Origin of the sequence: Flavobacterium zhoui (assembly GCF_042787235.1) — a bacterium.
GTDB lineage: Bacteria > Bacteroidota > Bacteroidia > Flavobacteriales > Flavobacteriaceae > Flavobacterium > Flavobacterium zhoui.
Genome location: NZ_JBHZPY010000005.1, coordinates 219,818 through 245,522 on the forward strand (window position 1 = coordinate 219,818; position 25,705 = coordinate 245,522).

A 25,705-nucleotide genomic window follows, 5' to 3' on the forward strand; every position below is an offset into this window, starting at 1 on the left:
GCATTCAGTGTTCAGTCGCCGTGATCAGATAGACTAAAGAGACAAAGAAGAAAATTAAATTCATGTAATAGAAAGCCAAGAAAGATAAAATATATCGTTCTTGGCTTTTTTTCTGAAACATGAAAACTTACTTGAGTATTTGAGCAGCATGTGCTTTAGTTTTCACATCAGAAATTACCTCATCAATAATTCCGTTTTCATCTATTACAAAAGTGGTTCTGTGAATTCCGTCATATTCTTTTCCCATGAATTTTTTGGGACCCCACACGCCAAAAGCCTGAATTACAGTTTTATCTTCGTCAGCCAATAATGGAAACGGAAAGTTATATTTTTCTTTGAACTTAGCCTGAGCCTTTTGTGCATCAGCACTTACACCCAGAAGTTCATAATTATTGGCTTTGAAACGCTCAAAATTATCCCTAAGATCACAAGCCTCCGCGGTACATCCTGGCGTATTTGCCTTTGGATAAAAGAAAACCACTAATTTTTTTCCTTTATAATCTGCTAATTGATGTAATTTTCCGTCTTGGTCCAGACCAGAAAAGTCGGGAGCTTTATCTCCTTTTTTTAATGTTGTCATTTTTTTTGATTTATTTGAATAGAACAATTTTGAATTTTGCAAATGAGACTGAAATTGGTTTTCTTTACAGATCAAATTTAATGAATAATGAATAAACAAGAGCGCGTAACGTTTGTTATAAATACGTTAAATGAATTATACCCAACGATTCCTATCCCCCTTAATCATAAAGATCCTTATACATTACTGATTGCAGTTTTGCTTTCGGCACAATGTACGGATGTTCGGGTCAACCAAATTACACCTTTACTTTTTGCCAAAGCCGATAATCCGCATGATATGATAAAAATGACGGTAGAAGAAATAAAGGAAATCATACGACCTTGTGGCTTATCGCCAATGAAATCAAAAGGAATTCATGGCTTGTCCCATATTTTAATAGACAAACACGGCGGCAAAGTACCACAAAGTTTTGAATATCTGGAAGAATTACCTGCTGTGGGGCATAAAACCGCAAGCGTGGTCATGTCTCAGGCTTTTGGAGTTCCTGCTTTTCCGGTTGACACACACATTCATCGCTTAATGTATCGATGGAATTTGACGAATGGAAAAAATGTGGTCCAAACAGAAAAAGATGCTAAACGTATTTTTCCGGAGGAAATATGGAACGATTTACATCTGCAAATTATATGGTACGGAAGGGAATATTCGCCAGCTCGCGGTTGGGATTTAGAAAAGGACATTATCACCAAAACAATTGGAAGAAAAACCAGTTTAGAGGACTATTTTAAAAAACAGAGGTCATCAAAATAGAAAATTCCACTAATTTTTTAATTAAATTAGTGGAATTTAATAACTCAAATCCTCAAAATGAGGTTTGAATGTTTTCGATAAATAACATCTGACAGTATTTGCGGGCTGTTTTAATTAGCTATGATTTCGAAACTTTTATCTTTAATTTTTATTATGCTTAACGCTTTTGAATAACTCAATAAAAAAGAAATATTTTCTTTACTAGGTTTCATCGTCTTAGTAACTAATGATTTTTTAGAGTAAATTTTTGCCATATTGTAATAAATTTGTTTTTATATTACAACGGCGCAAGTTTCTATTTATTGTTAATTAGTCAAAACAATTTGATGCTTATCAATAACTTTTCTCATATTCATTAATGCATAACGCATTCTCCCTAAAGCCGTATTTATACTTACGCCAGTTATCTCGGAAATTTCTTTAAAACTCATATCCTGATACATCCTCATTACCAAAACTTCTTTTTGATCCACTGGCAATTCTTCAATCAATCGCTTTATATCCATCTCGACTTGTTCTGAAATTATTTTATTTTCTATCGAAAGTGAATCATCAGACATTATTGAAAAAATAGAAAATTCATCTGTTTCTCTAAACATTGGCATTTTTTTAGTTTTTCGATAATGATCAACTATAAGATTATGTGAAATACGCATTACCCAAGGTAGGAATTTCCCCTCTTCATTATAAGAATTTGATTTTAAAGTTCTAATTACTTTAATAAAAGTATCTTGAAAAATATCATTCGAAATATCTCTGTCAGAGATTTTAGAATATATAAAACCATAAATTTTTGATTCGTGTCTTTTGATTAATGCAGCCAAGGCATTTTCATTACCGGAAACATAATCCTGAACCAATAAAGCATCGGGAAGTTGTGTATTAGCCATAGTTATACCTTTTAGTTGTTAATTAAAATTGGAGAAATTTCTCTAAAAAGTAGTGTTATAGTATAGGCTAATATTGTTTAGTGTTATTATATGCCTCAAATTTAGCAAATATTTTTTTTAGGAAGCAACTAAAATTAAGAAAAATTAACATTTACAGGATAAATATGTTAAAATTTAAAGTATTACTTTAAGTTAAACCGCTGTTATAAACGCTATTACGAACTGAAAAATGTGTTTTCTTAAACCTTACATTTAAAAGTTGTAAAAAAACACATCGGAAAAACCTATTTAACAAGAAATATAATGATAATATAAAACCGAAGTCTTATCATCAAAAAATACTCTTAAAAATCTTATTGATAAACCCTTACATAGTCAATGTAAAACTTTTGCGGAAAAATAGTATCATCGACTTTTGGCCCACCAAAATTTCCTCCAATAGCCATATTAATAAGAAAATAAAAGGGCTGATCAAATGGCCAAGTATTCCCATCTTTAATCGAAGGATTAAAAGTATAAACTAATACATCATCTACAAAAAAATCCATTTTGTCTTTTGACCAATCCAACGCGTAAACATGAAAACCTTTTTCAATATCCGAGATTTTTGTTTTCTTGGTATTAATACTATTTCCATGACTGTCTTGCGTATGCAAGGTTGTAAATACCATATGAGGTTCCCTTCCTATGTATTCTAATATATCAATTTCGCCAGATTTAGGCCACCCAACTTCACTAATATTTGACCCTAACATCCAGAAAGCTGGCCAAATACCATGACCAACAGGTAATTTAGCTCGTGCTTCAAAACGACCGTACTGAAACTCTTTCTTACTTTTTGTAGATATTCGTGTTGACGTATATTTGTTTCCTTCTTTCTTAGCTGTGACAACAAGCTTTCCTTTTGATAATTTATGGTTTTCATCCGTATATAGTTGCCTTTCATTATTTCCCCAACCACAATTAGGGCAACCATCACCAATCTCAATATTCCAGTTTTCTTTGCTTAAAGTGTTTCCGTTGAAATTCTCCTCCCAAACTAGTTTTCTTTTTGTTTGTTGTGCCAAACAAAAATGTCCAATAAACAATAGTATTAAAATGCTTTTATTAGATAAAATTTGTGATTCCTTCAATCCCTTTTCTCAGTTGAAAATTGATTACTTTTGTGAAAATTATTGATTTTATGCAAGTTGACCTTTCTACCCTAGATCCAAAGAAAAATATCATCATAAAAGGCGCACAAGTACATAACTTAAAGAATGTAGATGTTGCGATTCCCAGAAATAAATTAGTGGTTATAACCGGGCTTTCGGGTTCTGGAAAATCAAGTTTAGCATTTGATACTTTATATGCAGAAGGGCAACGCCGTTATGTTGAAAGTTTATCTTCCTATGCACGACAATTCCTTGGAAGATTAGACAAACCAAAAGTTGAATATATCAAAGGAATTGCTCCAGCAATTGCAATCGAACAAAAAGTAAATACTACAAATGCCCGTTCTACAGTAGGAACTTCGACTGAAATTTACGATTACATAAAATTGTTGTTTGCCAGAATTGGTCGGACCTATTCACCAGTTTCTGGGAGGGAAGTCAAAAAAAATACGGTTACTGATGTTGTCACAGAAGTAAAGAGCTTCGCAATAGATAGCAAATGGCTACTCCTAGCTCCTATTCACTTAGAAGAAGGAAGAAAACTGGAAGACAAACTAAAAGTACTTTTGCAGCAGGGGTTTGCCCGAATCTTAGTTAATAATGAAATGGTTCGTCTAGACGATTTACCGGACTTATTAGGCAAAAAAGAAATCTTTTTAATTATTGACCGAATTGTAGTCAATCCCGAAACTTCGGGAGAGGAAGAGTTCTACAATCGTCTTGCAGATGCGGTACAGACTGCCTTTTTTGAAGGAAAAGGAATTTGTCATTTGAAAGAATTAAATTCGGATAAAAGATATTCTTATTCCAATAATTTTGAACTAGATGGTATTACCTTCTTGGAACCAAATGTTCATCTATTTAGTTTCAATAATCCTTATGGTGCCTGCCCAGTTTGTGAAGGTTACGGAAATATAATAGGAATTGACGCTGAATTAGTAATCCCAAACACGATTTTATCAGTATTCGAAAACGCTATTTTTCCTTGGCGTGGCGAGAGTATGAGTTGGTTTAGAGATGAATTAGTTAATAAAGCATACAAGTTTGATTTTCCTATTCACAAGCCATTCTACCAATTATCAGAAGATCAAAAAGAATTGATTTGGAATGGAAATGAGTATTTCCAAGGCCTGAATGGTTTCTTTAAAGAACTAGAAGAAAAAAATTATAAAATCCAAAACCGAGTGATGCTTTCTCGCTATAGAGGGAAAACCAAATGCTACTCCTGTAAGGGAAAACGCCTGCGAATAGAGGCTTCCTACGTGAAAATTAATTCTAAAACGGTTTCTGATTTAGTTGATTTACCCATTAAACACCTAATTCGTTTCTTTGAAAGCATCGATTTAGATATTTACGAGAAACAAATTGCAAAACGTTTATTGGTAGAAATAAATAATCGTTTATCCTTTTTAACTGAAGTTGGTTTGGATTATCTTACTTTAAATAGAAATTCAGCAACACTATCAGGAGGGGAATCACAACGCATTAATTTAGCCACTTCACTGGGAAGCAGCTTAGTGGGATCGATGTATATTCTGGACGAACCAAGCATTGGTTTACATCCAAAAGACACTGAACGACTGATAAAAGTATTACTATCGCTACGTGATTTAGGTAATACCGTTATTGTGGTGGAACACGATGAAGACATCATGAAAGCTGCTGATATGATTATTGATATTGGTCCAGAAGCGGGAACTTTAGGCGGTCATTTAGTAGCCCAAGGCACATTTGATGAGATACTAAAATCGACTTCACTTACTGCAAAATATTTAAATGGTGATTTAGAAATTACTGTTCCAAAAAAACGAAGACCTTTCAAGAATTTTATCGAGATAAAAGGCGCCAGAGAAAACAATCTTCAAAACATAGATGTTACTTTTCCACTGGATGTATTAACCGTAATCACTGGAGTCTCGGGAAGCGGAAAAAGTACGCTTGTCAAGAAAATTTTGTTTCCGGCGATGCAAAAAAAACTAGAGAATGTGGGGGAAAAAGCAGGTCAATTTACTGAAATGACAGGTTCATTTTCGCAAATTAAGCATATTGAATATGTAGACCAAAATCCTATAGGAAGAAGTTCTCGTTCTAATCCGGTGACTTATATCAAGGCGTATGATGACATCAGGGAATTATATGCCAAAGAAAAACTATCAAAAATAAGAGGATATCAAGCCAAACATTTTTCTTTTAATGTTGATGGTGGAAGATGTGAAACCTGTAAAGGAGAAGGTTCTATAAATGTAGAAATGGTTTTTATGGCTGATGTACAATTGCCTTGTGAAACTTGCAATGGTAAACGATTTAAAAAAGAAGTTTTAGAAGTTGCTTTTGAAGGTAAGAACATTCATGATATTTTAACCATGACTGTTGATGATTCTATTGCTTTTTTTACTGCTCATAAACAAAATAAAATCATTCAAAAATTGCAACCACTTCAAGATGTTGGATTGGGATATGTGCAATTAGGACAATCCTCTTCTACTCTTTCCGGTGGAGAAGCCCAGCGTATAAAACTAGCTTCTTTCTTGGTGAAAGGAGCGACAAAGGATAAAGCACTTTTTGTTTTTGACGAACCTACAACAGGATTGCATTTTCACGACATCAAGAAACTATTAGCTTCATTTGATGCTTTGATAGAAAAAGGTCATTCAATAATTGTAATTGAACACAACCTTGATCTTATAAAATGTGCAGATTGGATTATTGATTTAGGCCCAGAAGGTGGGGAAAATGGAGGAAACTTATTGGCGGTAGGAACTCCTGAACAAATTGTAAAAATAAAGGACTCCGTAACGGGAAAATATCTTAAAGAAAAAATATAAGAACCTTATCCAAAATAACAATTTTCTTCAAAGGTATTTCCATCCTCATCGATAGCAACTAATATCTTTTGTTCTCTGGAAGAAACATAAGTCTGATATATCCACGGTATAGTCCATAATCCTAAGGTAACGCAGCATATTAGAAAATTGAAACCATGATCTACTGCTTTGGCATCTTTTGATAAAACGGCAAATGGTAATTTATCATTCCTTTCTTCAATTACAAACCCATTGTTAATTTTATTTGCAATAATATTTGAATATTTTTTTAGATTATCTTCGTTCGAAATTTGTGAAATGACCATAATTATTATTTTTATTGTGGCTAATTAATTTTACTTTTTAACTAGTTTAGACAAATAATTAATTACAAAATTAAGGGTTACATATAATTTATACAATACCCACTTTTAGTGATTTTTCAATTATGTCTAAATAATCTAATATCCTGATACTAAATTAGGTTACAAATATATTTTTAAAATCATTCTTAAATATTACATAATAGTTCTAAAGATTTGTATAATTCACACTTTTTAAAATAAAAAAGATGAAAAATGGGTGTCTGTTTTTCACTTTTAAGAAAAACAGACACCCATTTTTATGCTGCCAGTAATTTTATTTTAATTATTTTATTTTTAATCTCTTCAAAATAGAATCTAATACTTGGTTTATTTCTATAGAGATAGCAAATCTATAATTAATATACACATATAAAACGGTCACTAATATAGATTTCATTCCAATAGCAATAATAGGATGAAACGGGAACTCCCAGAAATAAAACAGTAGAAATAATATAAAAGTAATTACGATGGAATATAAAGTTTGATTTGTAAAAGGATACAAATGCAACCGCTTAACAACGAAAAGTAATTTAGCAAGACTATATAATGTAATCGATAATAAAGTTGCAAAAGCAGAGCCCATAATACCATATATTGGGATAAAGATCATGTTCAATCCGACGGTTAACACTACTAAGCCCACTCCCAAAAACAAAACCGTTCGATAATACTTTGTATTGAAAATGATTGCATTATTATTACCTAAAATTAAATCAAAATACTTAGAGATTCCAATCATAAAAACCACCATAATACCACCACTATATTCTTTGGGCACCATTTCATACAATTGATTGATATTAACAAAAATACCCAACATTACTAAACCGCCTACCACTTGCAAATTGATAGAGGTTTTTTTGTACAGATCATTTAGCTCTTCCTGCTTATTTTCGTGCATTAATCGTGCAGTTATAGGATAAACTATTTGATGCATAGCGCGGCTTGGAACCGATATTACTAACGCAATGTAAGTCGCAACAGAATAAAAGGCAATATTTTCGATATGCATGTACTGATTAAGAATCATTTTATCTCCATCCAAAAGTAAATTGGCAACACTTCCTGATAAAATAATATAAAAAGTATAGGTTAATATTTCTTTTGTATTTGCAGGTATCGTAAACTGAAAACTCGGTTTCTGGATGCTAAATGCATAGAACATAGTGACCAAAAATGCTAAAAAATACAATCCTGCTGTTGCATATACAAATCCTTCCACAGAAAGCCAATTGTAATAAACTCCAATTAATAAGAATAGCGAAAACAACCGCAAACCAACTTCTTTAATAAAATTACCAAAAACGGAATGCATGTGTACTCGCAACCAAGCATAAAAAATTTCGAAATACGCCATACATAATCCTATAAATGGTATCAACCAAATATAATTTTTGACAATTGGATTCTTTTTGGATAAAAAGAATAAAATCTCATCATAAAAGAAAAGTCCAATTAACAACATTGGAATTATTAATAATAAAGGGAATAAAACAGTAAAGGATAAAAAACGAGATTTTTCCTCTTCGGTTTGATATTGAGAATAAAATTTTACCAACGTATTTTGCATTCCGATTGCAAATAATGGCATAATGACATTCGCGCAAGAAGTTACGTAATTTGTTAAACCATAAAAAGTTGCTCCAAGGAAAACAGGATACAAATAAATAGTGTTTATCCCGCCAATTCCAAATCCAATATAGGTTATTACGGTATTCTTTAAGGACTGATTTAATACTATTCCCATTTTAGGAGTTTAATGTTTTTATGTTTAAAGTTGTAATAACTCGGACTCTTTTAATTTATCAATTGTGCTAACTCTTTGGTAAGGTTTCTTCTGGAATAGCGCTGCAAACCAACTCCGTTTGACTGAAGTTTACCCTGCAAAAACTGGTTGTAAAAGTCCAAAATTACACTTTTCAATCTCATTTTTTCAGAATACTTAAAGAACACTCCGGTATTAGTAGTCGTTATGATTTCGGCAAAATCAGAATCCGTTGGACCAATGGCAATAATGGGTCTGTTAGAAACCATATATTCGAATAGTTTTCCTGGAATTATGCTTTTGGTGTCTTCAGAATCGATTTCGATAAGCAACAAAACTTGCGATTTTCTTTGATGAGTAATCGCTTCCGAATGTGAAACGTAGCCCAGATTATTCAAAAAAGAATTTAGTTTAAATTGCGAAATGGTTTCTAAAACTTCCTGGCTTACTGCTCCAATCAATTTGATTTCCAAATGCGATTTAAAATCAGGAATTTCAATAATTAATTCGACTAAACTTTCCCATAAAATCGTAGGATTTCTTTCAGAAAGAAAAGATCCAATGTGCGCCAAACTAAATTTAATATCCAAAATTTGTTTTTCGACTTTCTCATCATCATAACCATTGGTGATTACCGCAATAGGCTTGCTTGTAATCGCTTCAAACTCCTTTTTCGTAGTTTTACTTGTCACGATAATTGTATCGGCGGTATTCAAAACCTGATGCTCTAACGTTTTGTGCTTTTTGGCCGCATAATTAGACAATCGCAATGATTTATGATAACCAATAGTTGTCCAAGGATCACGGAAATCAGCAAACCATTTTATATTTAATTTTTGTTTTAATTCTAATCCAATGAGATGCAAACTGTGTGGCGGCCCCGAAGTGACAATCGTATCAATATTATTTTCCTGAATATATTTTTCTAAAAAAGAAACCGATGGTTTTACCCATAAAACACGCGCATCAGGAATAAACAAATTCCCTCTTATCCAAAGGAATGTTTTATCCAGAAAAGATTGCTTTTTTTGATTTGGGATAATCCCGGAACTAATTTTCTTGGTTTTATTCTTCGAAAAAAAAGAAGCCAGTTGATAGGGCTCAAAAATTTTATTTTTTAGAATAATCGCTTTTTCCGAAACTTCTTTAACCAAATTTTCATCTACAATTGGATAGGTTGGGTTTTCCGGAATGTACACAACGGGCTGAATTCCAAAATCAGGTAAATACTTTACAAATTTTAACCAACGCTGTACACCAGGACCTCCTGCAGGTGGCCAATAATAGGTAATTATGAGGATTTTCTTTGGTTCCAAGTTTAGGATTTTGATGTAATTGATTTTAAATCCGCAAAAAACAAATTACTGTTTTTATACAATCCTTTTGATAAAAAAAATAAAGGAACCATAAAAAGTAAAACAAAATTAGTCAGCTTAAAATTACCTGAATTAGCAACAGTTGAAGCTATCGTAGCTCCAAGAATAATCCCTAAAAGAAAAAGCCAATACAGTATGTTTTGAAATGATTTTAAACGAAAGAACTCCTTCATAATTCTGTTAAATATTTTTATTGTTTAGTTTCTCCAACTCTTCAATATCAAGTTGGTCCTTTAGTCTGTTGGTTGCTTTTTTTGCAATAATTAAATTATCATAATCAATAAAAAACACTGGAATTCCATCTATATCTATAATATTTGCTTTTTCCAAAAGTGCAGCAAAAGGCTTATTTTCTAGACCTTTAACAGAAGTCATAATATCCAATCTAAAGTTAATATTCAGAGTGAAATCTGTCCAACCTGGAATAAATTGCATCGTTTTAATACTTTCAAAATCGCCAAGTCCCATTTGTTTAATGGCTGTTCTCAAATTTTCACGATTAGCAATCGTGTCTTCAATAAAAATATCAATATCTCCTGTATTTCTTCCGTAGCCATAAATATTTACAGCAAATCCACCGATGGTTAGATACTTTACATTGTTTTCTGACAAGTACTTCCAAACATCTATTATTTGTTTATGCATATTCATTTCAAATTATTTTGATTTTGAATATTTTTTTGCCGATTTTAATATGCATGAAAGTTCGATTATTGCCATCAATTTTTCAAAACGTTGTTGATAGGTCAATTGTCTCGTTTCTTCAATATATCTTGCTTCCATTACTACTGGATGAGCGTGATTTAATTTTACGTTGCCCATTACATTTAAAAGATTTAGAATTTGTTCGAAATTTATTATATCAAATTTACAAATAAATATTAAACAGTTAACGCCTTTTTCTTTCTTTCAAAATAGATCCCTCCAACTAAAAGCAATAACATTCCGGCCACACTAATTAAAGTAATCGTGCTTCCTGTTTTGATAACTTGCGGCTCGAATTTGAATTCTACCAAATGTTTTCCTGCTGGAATTTGCAATCCTCTTAAAACATAATCCACACGAATGTGACCTACCTTTTTTCCATCGATAGAAGCGATCCAACCTTTTCCATAATACATTTCGGAGAAAACAGCTAAACCTTCATTGGTATTATTAGAAGTGTATTTTAAATGATTGGGTTTGTATGAATCCAAAGTTATTATGGCCGAACTATCTTTGGCGAAAGCCTTATTTTTAACTTCAAAGTCTTTGCTATTTACAATCGCTACATTTTTAGAATCCAAACTATCCAAAGCTTTCATTTCTTCATCAGCTGAATTCACTAATTTTACTTGGCTCACAAACCAGGCATTTCCATTGGCATTAGGATTTGAAGTTGGAAATTCTTTCCCTTCTTTATCAGTTTGAATTACATACTTCACATCCAACATATTTAGGATTTCCATGTTGCTTTTGGCAATTTGGTAATCGAATAATTGCTGCATTCTTCGCGGTCGCACCGCACTATATCCTCCGATAGATTTATGAAAATAGGAAGATCTGGCGTTTAACAAACCGTTTACTTCAAAAACGCGATAATTTGTAGTGTCTTTTAGAATTTGAGTATCCGAGGGGCTTTCCTGAAAAGGTACTTCGACCTCACGTCCAGAAACAAAATCTTTAGCGGAGACATATTTTTTATCGACAAAAAACAAGTCGAAAATCATCAATAAACCAACTAGAATTACAGTTGTATTTTGAGCTAATTTTTGCTTTATAAACATCCATAAAATACCCGCTGAAAGTAAGATAAAGAAACCAGAACGCAATAAATCAGCGCTAAACAAACTCTTTCTGTCTTCTTTAAGCGCATCTACAAAACCGGGACCGTAGCTTTTAAGAAAATAGCTGTCACTACCTCCAGAAAAACTGAACATCCCTTTTAATAAAAACAAGATTACAAGCGTTCCAACTCCTATTGCTGTGGCTTGCCAGAAAGCCTGTAATTGTTCTTCTTTTTCAGATTTCATAAAAGACTGCAATCCCATTACCGCTAAAACGGGAAAACATAATTCTAAAATTACCTGAATAGAGGAAACCGCTCTAAATTTATCGTAAATAGGAACATAATCTATAAAAAAGTCTGTCAAAGCGGGGAAATTTTTACCCCAAGAAAGTATTAAAGCGATTATTGCACCCGAAAGAAATACATATTTGATTTTTCGTTTATCAATAAATAAGGCTAAAATTCCCAAGAAGAAAACAACGGCTCCAATGTAAGCAGGTGCTGCCACAATAGGCTGATCTCCCCAATACGTTGGCATTCCAGAGACAAAATCGTTCGCCTGCGCTTCTGGCACGCCTTGACCAATCATGAAATCGTACATCTTACTGTCTTTTCCTAGCGCTTCATTATTAGAACCTCCAAAAAGTCTTGGAGCAATAAGATTAAAACTTTCGGCTATTCCGTAACTGTATTCCGTAATATATTCTTTACTCATGGCGCTATTGCCGATGATTTTTGATCCGTCAGGATTGAAGGTCAATTCACTTTTTCCACGTATGCTAAAATTGGCATATTCAGTAGTTGCCAATAAATTCGTAGCATTGGCTCCAATGGCAAAAATACCTGCCACCGCTAAAACTCCAAAAGAATAAAGCATCGATTTGTATTGCTTTTCTTTGACATCCTGATAAATAAAATAACCAGAAAGTATCAATAAGAAAATCAGCAGGTAGTAAGTCATTTGGAAATGATTGGCATTAATTTCTAATGCCACAGCAAACATGGTGATTAAACCACCTAAAACATATTTTTTTCGAAAAACCAATATAAAACCAGCAATAACGAGCGGCATATAAGCAATCGCATGGGCTTTAGCATTATGACCAACACCCAGAATTACAATTAAATAAGTAGAAAAACCAAAAGCCAAAGCACCAAAAAAGGCCTTCAAAGGATCAATCTTCAACACCAATAATAATCCGTAAAAACCAAGAAAGTACAGGAATAAATAATCGGCAGGACGCGGTAAAAATCGCAATGCGTCATCAATCATTCCAATATAATCATGTGGGTATTTCGCACCTAATTGATAGGTAGGCATTCCTCCAAAAGCAGCGTTTGTCCAGTAGGGTTCTATGTGATCTGAGGCTCTAAAATCGTTTTGTTCTTTAGCCATTCCGGTGTACTGAACAATATCCGATTGAAAAATTTGTTTTCCTTGTAAAACAGGATAAAAATAAATAAGAGAAATAAGTACAAAACCAAGTATGGCTAAGGCGTGCGGATAGAACTTATTAAGAATTTTCATTAAAAAAGTTTAAAGTTTAAAGTTTACCATTTGATTTGCAAAAACTCGAATAAAAATCAGATTTCTGTCAACCAAGTAAACTATATGGTGCAAACTTAATCAATTTCTTCATAATCCACATAATCTCCTACTTTTTTGGTTTCGCGAGGGTTTTTAGAGTTTGATGTGTTATATATTACTTCATCCTTGTTTTGCGTTTTGTTCCAAGAGTTATCTTGTGAGTATTGTTGCTGTTTCTGAAAATTCTCTCCTGCTTTCTGCACCACTTTTTTTACCAATAACGGCAAGAATAATTTCGCCAGAAATTTAAAAATATAATAGAAAGCTATCATGTAGAAGATGGTTTCTATAAAACCTGTAAAAGAGGCTGTTTGCATAATCAAAATATTTTTTGCCAAAATTAAGAAATCAAATGTTCAAAATTAAAATATCATTCTTAAATAAATAATAAAATATAGTACATTTGAAATGCGTTATTACTTTTAACCTCAAAAAAAATAATATGTTCAAAATCAAAATCATATTTATTGCTACTATTTTTATGATTCCGTTTGTTCAATATGGCCAACACACTGATCAAATCAACTCCAACAGACCTGGTGAAACCATGTCTGCTTTTGCAGTTGGAAAAAAAGTAATTCAAGTTGAAACAGGTATATATGGCATAAAAGAAAATCATCGTTTACTGAATTATGATGCAAACGGTTTTGGACTGGATTTAACGTTACGATATGGCTTTTTTCTTGAAAAATTAGAATTAATCGCTGATTTGCAATATCAAAACGAAACCTTCACCACACCTTTAAGCAGCGTCAACAAATCAGCGCTAAAGCAAACAGTATTGGGCGCAAAATATTTGATTTATGATCCATTCAAAAATTACGAAAAAAAGGTAAATGTATACAGCTGGAAAGCAAATCAGGCTTTCAATTGGCACCAATTAATTCCTGCTGTTTCCGTTTTTGCCGGGGCTAATTTTACAATGGCGGATAATCCCTATTCTTTTTCTCCAGATGCCAATATTTCTCCTAAAATCATGTTGATTACCCAAAATCATTTGGGCGACGGAACATGGGTTTTTGTAACCAATATCATTGCTGATTACATAACAACGGATTATCCAAGTTACGGTTATGTATTAACTTTAACAAAAGGATTCAATGATAAATGGTCTGGGTTCATCGAAAATCAAGGATTCAAGAGCGATTTTTACAGCGATGCGATTGTTAGAGGTGGAGCCGCTTATTTATTGAACAAAGACATGCAAATTGATGCGTCCATAAGTACGAATTTCAAGGATACACCAACAGTACTTTATGGAGGCGTTGGCTTTTCTTGGCGCTATGATACCAATTATGAAGAAGTAAGAATGGACCTTGATAATGGAGGAAACAAAAAATCTAAGTCCGTAAAAAAAGCAGAAAAGAAAAATAAAAAACGCAAAGACGAGATCGAAAATACACTATAAAATTCTACAATGATTACCATAAAACAAGCTAAAACAAAAAGTGAATTAAAGGATTTCATCAAATTCCCTTTTTCTTTATATAAAAATAATAAAAACTGGGTTCCTCCATTAATTGCAGACGAACTCGAAAGTTTTGACAAAACAAAAAACCCTGCTTTCGAAAATGCCGAAGCCTATTTTTACATCGCCTACAAAGACAACAAAATTGCAGGACGAATTACTGCAATCATTAACTGGAAGGAAGTAAATGACCAACAAAAAATGAAAGTACGTTTTGGTTGGTTTGACGCTATAGATGATATTGAAGTTACCAAAGCTTTACTTGAAAAAGTCTATGAATTAGGTAGAAAAAACAATTTAGAATACGCTGAAGGTCCAATGGGATTTTCTAACTTGGATAAAGTTGGAGTTCTTACCGAAGGTTTTGACGAAATAGGCACGATGATTACATGGTACAATCATCCCTATTATGCATCTCATTTTGAACAATTGGGTTACGTTAAAGAGAAAGAATATATTGAAAGTAAATTTCCTTTTTCAAATGTAAAACCGGAATTTTTTGAAAAGGCGAATGAATTGGTAAAAAGAAGATACCAATTATCTCCTCTAAATTTCAAAAAAACCAAAGAAGTAATGCCTCATGTGGATAAAATGTTTGATTTATTCAATGAATCGTATGCTTCCCTATCTTCTTTTGTAGCAATTTCAGATAAAGAAAAAGAATATTTCAAGAAAAAGTACATCAGTTTTATCAATCCTGAATTTATCAAGTTTGTCGAAGATAAAGACCATAATATTGTTGCTTTTAGTATTGTGATGCCTTCTTTTTCTGAAGCGATACAAAAGGCAAAAGGAAAATTATTCCCTTTTGGATTTCTTCATTTGCTAAAAGCAAAAAAACAAAGTAAGGATGTACTTTTCTACCTTATTGGCGTTCTTCCAGAATACCAAAACAAAGCCGTAACGGCAATCATTTTTAAAGAATACTACGAAACTTTCAAAGAAAAAGGAATTATCAATTGCTTCAGAACACCCGAACTAGCAGATAATGCCGCCAGTATTAATTTATGGAAACATTTTAACACCGTTGTTCATAAAAGAAGATGCACCTTTCGTAAAGAATTATAGTTTTAAAGTTGTCTTTACAAAAAAATTCATATTGAATATAATAACAAAAAAAGTCCATCAGCCACCGCAAAGTCACTAAAAATAATCTTGTAAGAATAAATTATTAATACAAAAGGAGTAGAAGCTAATTTTTCTATTCCTTTTTTCCTTTGAGTGTTTATCACAAGGCCTATTTTATTGTTAAAAATCGGCTCCGAACCTTTCAATTCAAAATTTTTATTTCTTTGGACTTATTTACGTTCTAAAAAAGCAGCTCGTTATTCGCTCTTCAGAAAGACAATTCGTCATTATAATTCCGAATCAATTATCGCAGAAAATAAAACCGTATAAAAAACCCGATAAGCTTCAAAACCTATCGGGTGTAAAATTTAAGAAATTTTAATATTATTTTGTAAACAACAATTCTCTGTATTTAGTTAATGTCCAAAGCTCATTATCAACTAATAATTCCAGTTTATCGCAGTGCTCACGGATTATTTCAAAATAAGGTTTCACTTCATTACAGTAAGCTTCAGCCATTTCTTGCGCATCAGTAAGAATGTTTGCTTTCTTTCTTTCATTGGTCATTTCTTCCACTTTAGAATTGATCCCTTCAATATGTCCGGAAATTTCTTTGATTAAAACAATTTGCTCTTTTGCAATTGATTCAAATTCAGCTCCAAAAATATCTTTCAATCCTTTAACGTTTTCAATCAAAGTATTTTGATAACGGATAGCCGTAGGAATTACGTGATTTTTAGAAATATCACCTAAAACTCTACCTTCAATTTGAATTTTCTTAGTATACTCTTCCAATTCAATTTCGTAACGTGCTTCAACTTCAATGTGGTTCATGATACCCATTTCAGAAAACAAATCTATTGCTTGTTTAGAAGCTCTCGCTTTTAATGCTTCGGGAGTTGTTTTGAAGTTACTCAAACCTCTTTTTCCTGCTTCAATTTCCCAAGCTTCACTGTAACCGTCTCCTTCGAAAAGGATATTTTTAGAAACTTTGATATATTCTCTCAATACATTGAAGATCGCATCATCTTTCTTCATGTCTTTAGATTCAATTAATGAATCTACTTCAATTTTAAAATCTTTCAATTGTTTTGCAACGATAGTGTTCAAAGTGGTCATTGAATTGGAACAGTTTGCCGAAGAACCCACCGCTCTGAATTCAAATTTATTTCCTGTAAAAGCAAATGGTGAAGTTCTGTTTCGATCCGTATTATCTAAAAGAACGTCTGGAATTTTTCCGACAACGTTCAATTTTAAATCGGTTTTTTCTTCAGGTGATAATTTTCCAGCAGTTACACCTTCTAATTCCGCCAACACTTTAGTCAATTGCTCTCCAATAAATACAGAGATAATTGCCGGTGGCGCTTCATTAGCTCCTAATCTGTGGTCATTACTTGCAGTTGCAATTGCACCTCTAAGTAAAGCTTCGTAATCATTAACCGCTTTTATAGTATTGATAAAGAAAGTCAAAAATTGTAAATTGCTCATTGGCGTTTTACTTGGACTCAACAAGTTAACTCCGGTATCAGTTGCCAGTGACCAGTTGTTGTGCTTTCCTGAACCGTTTACACCTTTGAAAGGTTTTTCATGGAATAATACTTTCAAATCATGACGTTCCGCCACTTTTTGCATTACATCCATCAACAAACAGTTATGATCTACCGCTAAATTTGTTTCTTCAAAAATAGGCGCCAATTCAAATTGATTTGGAGCTACTTCATTGTGACGCGTTTTTACCGGTATTCCAAGCAACATACATTCTTGCTCTAAATCTCTCATGTACGTTAAAGCACGAGTTGGAATAGAACCAAAATAATGGTCATCTAATTGTTGCCCTTTTGCAGAGGTATGTCCCAGTAAAGTTCTTCCAGTCATGATAAGATCCGGACGAGAGTCAGCCAATGATTTATCGATTAAGAAATATTCTTGCTCCCACCCTAAAGTTGCCGTTACTTTCTTAACATTTTTATCAAAATATTTACAGACTTCAGTTGCAGCAGTATCCATTGCAGATAAAGCTCTTAATAAGGGAATTTTATTATCTAAAGCTTCTCCCGTATAGGAGATAAAAACAGTTGGAATACATAAAGTAGTTCCATATATAAATGCAGGAGATGTTGGATCCCAAGCGGTATACCCTCTTGCTTCAAATGTATTTCTGATTCCACCATTTGGGAAACTGGAAGCATCTGGTTCTTGCTGTACTAGTTGGGCACCTCCAAATTTTTCTACCGGATCACTACCGTCGTATGACGTTTCAAAAAAAGCATCATGTTTTTCAGCAGTTGTTCCTGTAAGTGGCTGAAACCAGTGTGTATAATGAGTAACTCCTTTAGACAAGGCCCACTCCTTCATACCCATTGCAATATAATCCGCTAATTTCCTGTCTATTTTAGTTCCATACTGAACAGCACCTTGTACTCCCTTGAAAGCATCTGAAGTTAAAAATTGCTTCATTGCTTTATCATTAAAAACATTTGAACCAAAAAGAGTTGATTTTCTATCAGTTTCTTCAAAATGAACAGGTTTTCTGTTCGATGCTTCTCTCAAAGCTTGAAAACGTAATGTTGACATGTTTACAATTTTTAAGTTATTATCATAGATTTAATAAAACAGACAAATATAATCAATATTAAACTAAAATTCTGCTTATTGCAATTGTGAAATTAGTTTTTATTCCTATTTAAAATTATCATTTTGAATTTTTACCCCCTGCTAAAATACACTTCTGTGAAAAATAACATATCCCATAACGAAAAACACCCCCTAATTTTCCCTCCTAAATAATTTATTTTATATTTGCCAACAAATAAGAAAAACGAAATAATTTATACTATTATGGCTAAGATAAAATTAGAGTACATTTGGTTAGACGGATATGAACCAACTCAAAACTTAAGAAGTAAAACCAAAGTTGAAGAACACGAAAATTTTAAAGGTAATATAGAAGAAATAGGAAACTGGTCTTTTGACGGTTCATCTACAAAACAAGCAGAAGGTGGTTCGTCTGATTGTCTATTAGTTCCTGTTGCTATATATCCTGATCCAACACGTATCAATGGATATTTAGTCATGACTGAAGTTATGAATGCTGATGGTACTGCTCACCCATCTAATGGTAGAGCTACTATTGATGATGATGGTGATTTCTGGTTTGGTTTCGAACAAGAATATTTTATTATGGATACTAAAACTTTATTGCCTTTAGGATTTCCAATAGGTGGCTACCCTGCCCCACAAGGTATGTACTACTGTTCAGTAGGTGGTAAAAACACACACGGAAGAAGTTTAGTAGAAGAACATGCTGATTTATGTATCGCTGCAGGAATTAACTTTGAAGGAATTAACCAAGAAGTAGCTTGTGGACAATGGGAATTTCAATTATTCGCACAGGGCGCTAAAAAAGCAGGTGATGAAATTTGGATTGCCAGATATTTATTAGATCGTTTGACTGAAAAATACGGTTACTATATTGATTACCACCCAAAACCATTAGGTGATACCGATTGGAACGGATCAGGAATGCATGCTAACTTCTCTAATGAAGTATTAAGAACATGTGGTTCTCAAGAAATATATGAAAAAATATGTGAGGCATTCAGACCGGTAACTGCAGAACATATTGCAGTATACGGAGCGTATAATGACCAACGTTTAACAGGTAAGCACGAAACTGCTTCTATCCATGATTTCTCTTATGGAATTTCTGATAGAGGAGCTTCAATCAGAATCCCGTTAATTACCGTTCAAAAAGGATGGAAAGGGTGGTTGGAAGACAGAAGACCAGCATCTAATGGTGATCCATACAAAATTGCTGCAAGAATTGTAAAAACTGTAAAATCGGTTTTAATTGAAGATTCTGTTTTAGCATAAGTTTCTCTTTTCACAACTTGATTTGTTTATTTTTTAAAAGTGTCTTCGCAAACGGAGGCACTTTTTTTTAGAAATAGACAGTAAATAATTTCCAACTCCAACTTTGTTTAAAATAAGGGTCGAACTTAAAAATCAAAAAGTATCTTTGTTCAACTTATAAATAACTTAATTTATGATTGTCTGGATATTATTCTTAATTGCTATTCTGTTATTTCTTGCGCTCGACTTAGGAGTTTTCAATAAAACACCACACATTATTAGCTCAAAGGAAGCCGGAAAATGGACTGCCGTTTGGGTAGCATTATCTTTTATGTTTTCTGGAGTTATTTACTGGCTTTACGGTACAGATTACATTGCAAATCCAGATCAGCTGAAACCGGCTACGGCAGCTATAAAATTCATCACTGGTTATCTTATTGAATTATCGCTGAGTGTAGATAATATATTTGTTATTGCTGTTATATTTGCCGCTTTTAAAATACCAAAAAAATACCAACACCGGGTTTTGTTTTGGGGAATATTGGGAGCAATCATTTTTAGAGGTGCCATGATTTATTTTGGCGTTTTGTTGATCAATAAATTTGCATGGACCACGTATCTTTTTGGTGCATTTTTAATTTATACCGCAATGAGAATGCTGTTTGACAATGAAGATGAAAAATTTGAACCTAAAAAATCATTCGTTTATAAAAGTTTAAAGAAAGTTGTTCCAGTTTCCAATCATATAGACAAAGAACATTTTTTTGTAAAAAGAAGACATATTACAGCGGCAACACCCCTTTTTGTAGCACTGGTGGTTATTGAAGTAATGGATGTTGTATTTGCACTCGACAGTGTTCCAGCAATTTTAGCAATAACCAGCGATCCTTTTTTAGTTTTTAGTTCTAATATTTTTGCGATATTAGGTTTGCGCTCCATGTATTTCTTTTTAGCCCATATGTTGGAAAGATTCAGCTATTTAGAATACAGTCTTATCGCTATTTTAACCTTTGTAGGCCTAAAAATGTTGCTTCATGATTTTATTGAATTGCCGGAATGGGTATCCCTTGCTTTTATTGCAGTTTCGCTGTTAGCAGGAATCATAGTATCCTTGAAAATCAACAAAGAGAAAATCAATGAGGTAGATAATGAATTCTAAAAAATTTTTATTTCACTAACTAAAAAGCATAAAAAAAGGGAATCTATCGATTCCCTTTTTTTATTAAAACTGTAAACTACAAATCTATTTTTTTAATTTGGCTTTTATCAACATTCAAAGCAGACATTACTGCGTTTATGTTATTTTTGTCTATTGCTGTAGAAAAACCGGCTGGAGTAATTACAATCCTTAAAACCTGATTCAATCTATAATTAGTAGAAACCGTTTGTAAATTATTACCTATCATAAAAATACTTACATCAGTAGTGGTATAATCATAGTCAAAACCAAAGTCTAATGTTCCATCAGCAAAATAATGCGTTTCCGGCAACAATTTCCAAATGTCACTTCCTTGTGGTGTGATACCAGTCAAGCGGTACACTAAAACCACATCCGAAGAATATATGCGCGGGTTTAAAGTTACCAATCGACTATAATTATTAGTTGAATTAAATGAAGCGTTTACTTCAAATACTTCGCTTGTCGCAACTGGAAGAGGATCAATTTCAAAACTGCCAGAGGTGGTACAAGATTGCAGGGTGAATAATCCTGCAATGGCCAAAAAGGTAATTATCTTTTTCATGATTTAAATATTTTAATGGTTTATTTTTTTTATACATTCATGAACTGTGCCAAAGTTTATTTTCAAAAAAAATGTAGCTTTGAAAGATGGAAGAAAAACTAAAATTATACATGGTAATGCTAGGCTGCACGCCGAAAGGCCGACTTACAGAACAGCATGATATTTTTTTTGGAATTGGAAATTCTTTAAAAAATCTAGTATCCCAAATGAAAAAATTTTGGCCTGAAGCCAAAGGAAAAATTCATATTGATGCCTGGCGAGAAGTTTCCGCAATCGAAAATTTTTCAATTAAAATTAGTGCAAAAGATTCAACTCTAAATTCTTCTTCAGACAATTTATTTTTCATCAATTTGGGTGGTTATAAAGAAAATGAATTTAAAGAATACCATTATAAAATCCTGACTGTTGCGGAAAGTATGGGATTAGCCTCTAAAAAAGCCAGAAGATCCACTTTTTACAAACTTGCGGTTTCAAGGGAGCCCCTTCGCACATCGACGACAAATACGGGATTGATGTGGATGATATTTATAAGGTATCTGATATATTGCCTGCGCCAATTAAAGAACTATACTCATTAAAAATCACCAAATCTGAAATTGATTTAAAAGAAGATGAATTGCATATTGGGTATTTGAAACTGAATAAAATAACCGATTGATTATTATATATCAAATTAGCTACAACTACAATCAATTCGTGTGATTATACGTTATTCAAACGCTAGTTTTAATAATGCATAATTGAATCGAGAAGGATTTACTACACGACTGTTCTCGATACTTCACAAAGGCTTTCTATCACAAGCCTTTGCTTAACTCGAACTGACGAAATCCAACTGCCGGAACCCAAATGGCGAATAAAAGCACAAAAAAAGCATCCGCGAAAATGGATGCTTTTTAGTTATAATTAGTTTTTAAAATTATTTTTTAGACATTACTTTTTTAGTAAATGTTCCTTGATCAGTAGTCATTTTCACGATGTACACTTGTTCTTGTCTTTTGCTTGCCTTAAGATCCAGTGTTACTTCTTTGTCTAAATAACTATCGGTATCGGTTTTAGAAAGCACTGACATTCCTTGTGCATTAAACACCTCAATTTTCACATCAGATTTGTAATCAAATTTGTATTTGATCGTTAACTGATCTTTAAAAGGAACCGGATAAGCATCGAAACCAACGGTTGTGTTTTTTACTTCTATTGGAGCAGTTGTGCCTGTTGTTTTGGCAGCAATTGTTGAAGCTGATGTTGAACAATTAATGACTCCATTGCTACAATTGGCAGCAGCGGAAGTACATCCAACAGTATTTGTAACTGTAATACTTGGATTGGAACCTGCCGCAAGATCAATAAATATTACTGGTTTTCCAGACTCCGCTACGAAACTTGATCCTCCAACTAAATTATATGTATACCCAGGAACTGGATTACATATCTCAATACTACCAGCTGATGCACCACAAAGAGAAGGCTGGGTGATTATAAATAAAGGAGTTGATGGAGTCATTTTCGGAGATGATGTTCCAAAACCTGAAAGACTAGTACAACCATTTGTCGCAGTTTGAGCAACAGTGTAAGTTGCAGCATTCGTTACATGAATGCTCGCTGTTGTTGCACCATTGCTCCACAACAAACTTCCCGTGTAATTACTTGCTGTTAAATCTGAACTTCCATCACAGTTGTTTACTACATTTACGGTTGGTGTTCCCGGTGTAGTTTTTGGAGCTGATGTTCCAGAGCCTGAAAGACTAGTACAACCATTTGTCGCAGTTTGAGTAACAGTATAAGTAGCAGCATTCGTTACATGAATGCTCGCTGTTGTTGCACCATTACTCCACAACAAACTTCCCGTGTAATTACTTGCTGTTAAATCTGAACTTCCATCGCAGTTGTTAACTACACTTACTGTTGGTGTTCCCGGTGTAGTTTTTGGAGCTGATGTTCCAGAGCCTGAAAGACTAGTACAACCATTTGTCGCAGTTTGAGTAACAGTATAAGTAGCAGCATTCGTTACATGAATGCTCACTGTTGTTGCACCATTACTCCACAACAAGCTTCCCGTGTAATTACTTGCTCTTAAATCTGAACTTCCATCGCAGTTGTTAACTAAACTTACTGTTGGTGTTCCCGGTGTAGTTTTTGGAGCTGATGTTCCAGAGCCTGAAGTGCTAACACAACCATTCACGGTCTGTGTAACTGCATAGGTTGCTGCATTCGTTACATGAATGCTCGCTGTTGTTGCGCCATTGCTCCACAACAAACTCCCTGTGTAATCACTTGCTGTTAAATCTGAACTTCCATCACAGTTGTTTACTACACTTACTGTTGGTGTTCCCGGTGTTGTTTTCGGAGCCGATGTTCCAGAGCCTGAAAGGCTGGCACAACCATTCGTAGCAGTTTGAGTGACAGTATAGGTAGCCGCATTAGTTACATGAATACTCGCTGTTGTTGCTCCATTACTCCACAACAAACTTCCTGTGTAATTACTTGCTGTCAAATCTGAACTTCCATCGCAGTTGTTAACTACACTTACCGTTGGAACGCCTGGCGCAGGTTTAACTGTTAAGACAACATCGTCATAAACCGAGCATCCATTAGTAGTCGCTACCGTATAACGTAAAGTGGCAGGAGAACTTGTAACGCTTATATTGCTTGTTGCTGATGAAGGAGAGGCAATACTTGCCGAACCAGAAACAACGCTCCATGATGTGCTGCTAATACCATCGCCAGGGCTCGGAGTGGCTGTCCCGGTAACTGAAAAAGCATTTCCACATTGTGATTGATCCTCGCTGGCATTTGCCAATCCTATTCGCAGGGACACCTGTTTTGCATTAATAAAATCAACAATAGTAGCTGTAGGAGATTGTGAAGTTTTCGTCTTGATGAATAATGTTTTTACTCCCAGACTCGTACAGGGATCAATTGCGCCAAGCAATGCTGTCAGGTCTATCGCAGCTTCTACAAATAAGTTGGAAGAATATTGATTGCTACCAAAGGCACTAAAAGAGACGGGAACGTTTCCCGCATTGGTAGAGGCGTAAACAGATCCTGCCGGAGTAGAGGATGTTTTGTCAATATAATCATAAATGCCCGCCGGATTATCCCATTTATTTACAAAAAATTCAGCAGCCCCACCACCATTTGTTATAGCCAGCGTTAAAAGTATATCTCCCTTTGTTCGCCCATTGTTTGGACCTGCGGAGGAAAAAGTACCATTGGTATTGTCTGTCATTGTATTTTGCAGCAATTCAAAATCTATATAAGCGTTTCCGCTATTGCTACGACGGTCAGCAGCAACAATTAACCAGGTATGAACCGAATTTAAATGGGTAATAGGATCTGTATATGGAGCAGTTGTAAAATGAAACAAAGCATTATTTATATCGCATTTTGCGAGCGCATTATTATTTACCCATGTCCAGATATTTGGATTGTCATTAAACTTTTTACCACCTGAAAAATTATTTTCCGATGTATTGTAAAGGTCCGTTAAATGAAAAGTTGTTAAAGCATTAACAGGGGCGCCTGCAGCAGACAAAACATTTCCACCAGTGCCAGTAGAACCAGATAATGGCAACCAATCGCCTTTGCCAGCAGGTAAGGGTGTATTTGCCTGCAGGTCGCCTTCAATTTGAAAACTTCCTGCAGGTATATTAACAGGTGCTGTACCTGGAAATACCTGAGCAGTGTTTGGTATGAAAAAAAATAAGAAACATATTGAAATAAATGTTGTAAAGTTTCTTAAATTAAGAAACATTCCCTCAGTCCACGATTTTGAAACAGAATTATAAGAAAGCCTTTTTTCAAGAGTCACATTTTGTGACTGAGGACTAAAAAAGAATAAATCAGGAATTTGTAAACCTAATCTAGAAATTGTGTTTTTCGGTGATAACCAACATTTTATTTTACTTGATAAAACTCCGAAAAACGTCAGAAGTGTAATTTTTTCCATGATAATATAGTTTTAATACCACACTTGTTAAACAGTAGTAAATCAGTAGACTGGGGACTGAAAACTTTTAAAAAAAAGCAATACACCTTCATAAAAATGTATGAAGTGCACCATCATCAAAAGCATATTTTACTTTGGGTAAATAAACAAACTTTTATTACCAAATTGGGGCTTTAAAAAAATATAGAAAGCGTTCAAATTTGACTTATACAACTTAACCTGTATTAAAATATCTTCAAAAAGTTGAAGAACTCCGTCATCAAAAGAATACAATATTGTGGGGACCAATAATTAAAATTTCTTTATTCCCCGTCAAGCATTTTTAGAAAAAAACAACTCCAAATTCTATTCATTTATTTTCTATATTAAAGTTAATAAATGGTTTAAAAACAACAATTTTTAATAAATTTAAATCCGATTAAAAACAAATATATCCGATAAAAAACTTACTAATTACGAAAATTACTACGCAAAAAAACATTAAAAATAAATACTTTTTTTGTATCAAATCATTGATTTACAGTATTTTAACACGATTTAAAAATGCATTTTTATTTTAAACAATATAATTCAGCATTAA

The 25,705-nt window shown here is 33.5% G+C and carries 22 protein-coding genes; 7 read left to right on the forward strand and 15 right to left on the reverse strand.

Annotated features, from left to right (window positions below; translation table 11 throughout):
* Window positions 1-127 precede the first annotated feature (127 nt).
* Window positions 128-580: a thioredoxin-dependent thiol peroxidase gene (gene bcp, locus ACFX5F_RS08205; RefSeq protein WP_379851584.1), complete on the reverse strand. Its 453-nt coding sequence runs from the start codon at window positions 578-580 to the stop codon at window positions 128-130.
* Window positions 581-667: 87 nt separating this feature from the next.
* On the opposite strand from bcp, the gene ACFX5F_RS08210 reads away from it, so the two are divergent.
* The gene (locus tag ACFX5F_RS08210; RefSeq protein ID WP_379851585.1) at window positions 668-1,333 is read left to right on the forward strand and encodes an endonuclease III domain-containing protein; all 666 of its coding nucleotides are present in this window, start codon (window positions 668-670) and stop codon (window positions 1,331-1,333) included.
* Window positions 1,334-1,443: 110 nt separating this feature from the next.
* Here the strand turns inward: ACFX5F_RS08210 and ACFX5F_RS08215 are convergent, their stop codons facing one another.
* The 3 genes from ACFX5F_RS08215 to ACFX5F_RS08225 all read right to left on the reverse strand — a co-directional run bounded on the left by ACFX5F_RS08215 (window position 1,444) and on the right by ACFX5F_RS08225 (window position 3,290).
* Window positions 1,444-1,587: a hypothetical protein gene (locus ACFX5F_RS08215; protein WP_379851586.1), complete on the reverse strand. Its 144-nt coding sequence runs from the start codon at window positions 1,585-1,587 to the stop codon at window positions 1,444-1,446.
* Between the two features lie 51 nt (window positions 1,588-1,638).
* The gene (locus ACFX5F_RS08220) at window positions 1,639-2,223 is read right to left on the reverse strand and encodes an RNA polymerase sigma factor (protein WP_379851587.1); all 585 of its coding nucleotides are present in this window, start codon (window positions 2,221-2,223) and stop codon (window positions 1,639-1,641) included.
* 353 nt (window positions 2,224-2,576) lie between these two features.
* Complete coding sequence (locus tag ACFX5F_RS08225) at window positions 2,577-3,290, reverse strand: glycoside hydrolase family 16 protein (RefSeq protein ID WP_379851588.1); 714 nt, start codon at window positions 3,288-3,290, stop codon at window positions 2,577-2,579.
* Window positions 3,291-3,406: 116 nt separating this feature from the next.
* Between ACFX5F_RS08225 and uvrA the strand changes: the two genes are divergently transcribed.
* On the forward strand, window positions 3,407-6,202 hold the full coding sequence (gene uvrA / locus ACFX5F_RS08230) for an excinuclease ABC subunit UvrA (protein ID WP_379851589.1): 2,796 nt from the start codon (window positions 3,407-3,409) through the stop codon (window positions 6,200-6,202).
* A gap of 5 nt (window positions 6,203-6,207) precedes the next feature.
* On the opposite strand, the gene ACFX5F_RS08235 is transcribed toward uvrA, so the two are convergent.
* The 8 genes from ACFX5F_RS08235 to ACFX5F_RS08270 all read right to left on the reverse strand — a co-directional run bounded on the left by ACFX5F_RS08235 (window position 6,208) and on the right by ACFX5F_RS08270 (window position 13,363).
* Window positions 6,208-6,507, reverse strand: a complete 300-nt coding sequence (locus ACFX5F_RS08235; RefSeq protein WP_379851590.1) for a hypothetical protein — start codon at window positions 6,505-6,507, stop codon at window positions 6,208-6,210.
* Between the two features lie 322 nt (window positions 6,508-6,829).
* The gene (locus ACFX5F_RS08240; protein ID WP_379851591.1) at window positions 6,830-8,296 is read right to left on the reverse strand and encodes an oligosaccharide flippase family protein; all 1,467 of its coding nucleotides are present in this window, start codon (window positions 8,294-8,296) and stop codon (window positions 6,830-6,832) included.
* A 50-nt stretch (window positions 8,297-8,346) separates the two neighbouring features.
* Window positions 8,347-9,630, reverse strand: a complete 1,284-nt coding sequence (locus ACFX5F_RS08245; RefSeq protein ID WP_379851592.1) for a glycosyltransferase family 4 protein — start codon at window positions 9,628-9,630, stop codon at window positions 8,347-8,349.
* A gap of 2 nt (window positions 9,631-9,632) precedes the next feature.
* On the reverse strand, window positions 9,633-9,863 hold the full coding sequence (locus ACFX5F_RS08250) for a hypothetical protein (protein WP_379851593.1): 231 nt from the start codon (window positions 9,861-9,863) through the stop codon (window positions 9,633-9,635).
* 7 nt (window positions 9,864-9,870) lie between these two features.
* Window positions 9,871-10,341, reverse strand: coding sequence for a nucleotidyltransferase (locus ACFX5F_RS08255; protein WP_379851594.1), 471 nt, complete (start codon window positions 10,339-10,341; stop codon window positions 9,871-9,873).
* 6 nt (window positions 10,342-10,347) lie between these two features.
* Window positions 10,348-10,512: a hypothetical protein gene (locus ACFX5F_RS08260; RefSeq protein ID WP_379851595.1), complete on the reverse strand. Its 165-nt coding sequence runs from the start codon at window positions 10,510-10,512 to the stop codon at window positions 10,348-10,350.
* A 59-nt stretch (window positions 10,513-10,571) separates the two neighbouring features.
* Window positions 10,572-12,986, reverse strand: a complete 2,415-nt coding sequence (locus ACFX5F_RS08265) for a YfhO family protein (protein WP_379851596.1) — start codon at window positions 12,984-12,986, stop codon at window positions 10,572-10,574.
* A gap of 95 nt (window positions 12,987-13,081) precedes the next feature.
* Window positions 13,082-13,363 (reverse strand): DUF4834 family protein, encoded by a 282-nt coding sequence (locus ACFX5F_RS08270; RefSeq protein WP_379851597.1) that lies wholly within the window; start codon window positions 13,361-13,363, stop codon window positions 13,082-13,084.
* A 125-nt stretch (window positions 13,364-13,488) separates the two neighbouring features.
* On the opposite strand from ACFX5F_RS08270, the gene ACFX5F_RS08275 reads away from it, so the two are divergent.
* Both ACFX5F_RS08275 and ACFX5F_RS08280 read left to right on the forward strand, forming a co-directional pair.
* A complete protein-coding gene (locus tag ACFX5F_RS08275) occupies window positions 13,489-14,454 on the forward strand; it encodes a transporter (RefSeq protein ID WP_379851598.1) in 966 nt (321 codons plus the stop codon).
* Between the two features lie 9 nt (window positions 14,455-14,463).
* On the forward strand, window positions 14,464-15,582 hold the full coding sequence (locus ACFX5F_RS08280) for a GTP cyclohydrolase (RefSeq protein WP_379851599.1): 1,119 nt from the start codon (window positions 14,464-14,466) through the stop codon (window positions 15,580-15,582).
* Window positions 15,583-15,966: 384 nt separating this feature from the next.
* On the opposite strand, the gene ACFX5F_RS08285 is transcribed toward ACFX5F_RS08280, so the two are convergent.
* Window positions 15,967-18,156 carry a glutamine synthetase III family protein gene (locus tag ACFX5F_RS08285; protein ID WP_379851600.1) on the reverse strand — a complete coding sequence of 730 codons (2,190 nt, stop codon included), beginning with the start codon at window positions 18,154-18,156 and terminating at the stop codon, window positions 15,967-15,969.
* Between the two features lie 264 nt (window positions 18,157-18,420).
* Between ACFX5F_RS08285 and ACFX5F_RS08290 the strand changes: the two genes are divergently transcribed.
* Both ACFX5F_RS08290 and ACFX5F_RS08295 read left to right on the forward strand, forming a co-directional pair.
* Window positions 18,421-19,455, forward strand: coding sequence for a glutamine synthetase beta-grasp domain-containing protein (locus ACFX5F_RS08290; RefSeq protein ID WP_379851601.1), 1,035 nt, complete (start codon window positions 18,421-18,423; stop codon window positions 19,453-19,455).
* Window positions 19,456-19,627: 172 nt separating this feature from the next.
* Complete coding sequence (locus tag ACFX5F_RS08295; protein WP_379851602.1) at window positions 19,628-20,593, forward strand: TerC family protein; 966 nt, start codon at window positions 19,628-19,630, stop codon at window positions 20,591-20,593.
* Between the two features lie 76 nt (window positions 20,594-20,669).
* On the opposite strand, the gene ACFX5F_RS08300 is transcribed toward ACFX5F_RS08295, so the two are convergent.
* Window positions 20,670-21,176, reverse strand: a complete 507-nt coding sequence (locus tag ACFX5F_RS08300; protein ID WP_379851603.1) for a hypothetical protein — start codon at window positions 21,174-21,176, stop codon at window positions 20,670-20,672.
* Window positions 21,177-21,262: 86 nt separating this feature from the next.
* On the opposite strand from ACFX5F_RS08300, the gene ACFX5F_RS08305 reads away from it, so the two are divergent.
* Entirely contained in the window at window positions 21,263-21,754 is a 492-nt protein-coding gene (locus tag ACFX5F_RS08305; protein ID WP_379851604.1) for a DUF1543 domain-containing protein, read from the forward strand.
* Window positions 21,755-22,095: 341 nt separating this feature from the next.
* Here ACFX5F_RS08305 and ACFX5F_RS08310 read toward each other — a convergent pair whose 3' ends face one another.
* Window positions 22,096-25,125 carry a T9SS type A sorting domain-containing protein gene (locus ACFX5F_RS08310; RefSeq protein ID WP_379851605.1) on the reverse strand — a complete coding sequence of 1,010 codons (3,030 nt, stop codon included), beginning with the start codon at window positions 25,123-25,125 and terminating at the stop codon, window positions 22,096-22,098.
* Window positions 25,126-25,705: the final 580 nt, after the last annotated feature.